Here is a 2,015-nt window from a genome sequence, read left to right on the forward strand (position 1 = left end):
CAGCCCCCGGCCCCGGCCGCGGGCGCGACGGGCGCCGCCGCGGCCGCAGGCTCCGGCGCCTCGGCCCCCGGCGGCACCCTGGACCTCAACACCGCCACCGCCGCGGAGCTGGAGGCCCTGCCCCGGGTCGGCCCGGTGCTGGCCGGACGGATCGTGGAGTTCCGCGACCAGCACGGCGGCTTCGCCGCGTCCACCGATCTCGACGCCGTGCCCGGCATCGGGCCCACCCTGCTGGAGGCCCTGCTCCCGCTGGTGACCGTGTGAGGGGCCCCGCCGCCCGCTGGGCGCGCGCCCTGGAGCACCAGGAGCACCGCGACGCCCGTGCTCCGGGCCGTACGTGGGACCTCCGGCTCGTCCCCGCCGCCGTGGGCGCCTGGCTCACCGGCCTGCTCGGCACCCACCTCACCCCGGCGGGCACCGCGGCCGCGGCGGGCGGGTACCTCGCCGCGCTGGTCCTGGCCGCCGTCCTCCTCCGGACCGTCCTCGCCCGGACCGATCTCGTCCTCACCCATCTCGTCCGGGGCGGTCTCGGCCGGAGCGGGGTCCGTGTCCCGACGACCGTCCGGCCGGACCGGGCGCCGCACGGGCCGCCCTGGTCGAGCCTCGCGCTCAGCGCCCTGGCGATGGCCGCCGTGCTGCTCAGCGCCTCCGCCGACCGGCACGGCAGCACCTCCGGCGCCCTGGGCGAGGCCCTGGCCGGCGGAGGGACCCTGGTCGTGACCGCCGACGTGGCCGAGGGACCCCGCCCGTGGACCGCCCCTGCGGCAGGTCCGGCCGGGGAGGACCGCACCGGCGTGGTGCTCGAGCTCGTCCTGCACGAACTCACCCACCGCGGCCGCACCGGTCCCGCCGAGGCCACGGTCACCGTCTTCGCCGACGGCCCCGCCTGGTCCGCGCTGACTCCCGGCCGGCGGATCACCGCGGCGCTCGTGGCGGCCGGCGACCCGACCCCCGGGCCCCCGACCCTGCGCGCCGCCGCCCCGCCCACCGTCCTCCCGGCGGCCCCGCCCACGGCGCGGGACCGGGTGCGGGAACGCTTCGTGCTCAGCACCGCGGCGCTCGGCCCCGACGCCGCCGGGCTGCTCCCCGGCATGACCTTCGGCGAGCGCTCCGGGCTCGGCGAGGAGCTGGAGCAGGCGATGCAGGACACCGGGCTCACCCACCTGACCGCCGTCTCCGGGTCCAACTGCGCGCTCGTCACGGTCCTGGCCGGCCACGCCGCGCTGGTCCTCGGCGCCCGCCGCCGCACCTGCCTGCTCACCGGCCTCGGAGCCCTGGGCGCCTTCGTGCTCCTCGTGGGACCCGACCCCTCCGTGCTGCGCGCCGCGACCATGGGCGGGCTGGCCGCGATCGGTCTGCTGACCGGGCGCACCGCCGTGTCCCTCGCCACCCTCTCCGGCGCCGTGCTCGTCCTCGTCGTGCTGCACCCGGCCCTCGCCGCCGAGTACGGCTTCGTCCTGTCCGTGCTGGCCACCGCCGGGATCGTCGTCACCTCCCGGCCGCTGACCCGGTGGCTCGGCCGGTGGATGCCGGACGCGCTGGCGCTCACGGTCGCGGTCCCGGCCACGGCCCAGCTGTGGTGCGCGCCGGTGCTCGTGCTGCTGCAGCCCGCCGTGCCCGTCTACGCCCTGGTCGCCAACGTCGTCGCCGCCCCGGTCGTGCCGGCGGTGACCGTGTGCGGGCTCGCGGGGCTGCTGGCGCTGCACCTGCCGGCGGGGGACACCGCGGCCCTCCTGCCGCTCACGGTGGGCGGCTGGGGCACGCAGCTGATCGCCGGGACCGCCCGCACCCTGGCCGCGGCCCCCGGCGCCCTGGCCCCGTGGCCGGACGGCGTCCCCGGAGCCGTGCTGATGGCCGCGGCGAGCGCGGCGGCCGTGGGGGCCGTGCACCTGCTGGACGTGCGGCGGCGCCGCCCCCGGCCCGTGGCGGGCGCCCTGCGCGGGGGACCGGCGCCTCCGGCGCTGCCGGAGCAGCACTGGCGGGACCGCGACCGCCGGCGGCGCCGGCGGCGCACG

General features: G+C 80.1%; 2 protein-coding genes. Both read left to right on the top strand.

All coding sequences use genetic code 11. The annotated features are described in order from the left end of the window. Positions 1–264 (top strand): helix-hairpin-helix domain-containing protein (locus ABL57_RS19495; RefSeq protein ID WP_047805150.1); only part of this gene is annotated, 264 nt, incomplete at its 5' end. Further along, positions 261–2,015 (top strand): ComEC/Rec2 family competence protein (locus tag ABL57_RS19500; RefSeq protein WP_053005209.1); only part of this gene is annotated, 1,755 nt, incomplete at its 3' end. The genes ABL57_RS19495 and ABL57_RS19500, both read left to right, overlap by 4 nt.

Origin of the sequence: Kocuria sp. SM24M-10, from assembly GCF_001027955.1 — a bacterium.
GTDB classification, from domain to species: domain Bacteria; phylum Actinomycetota; class Actinomycetes; order Actinomycetales; family Micrococcaceae; genus Kocuria; species Kocuria oceani.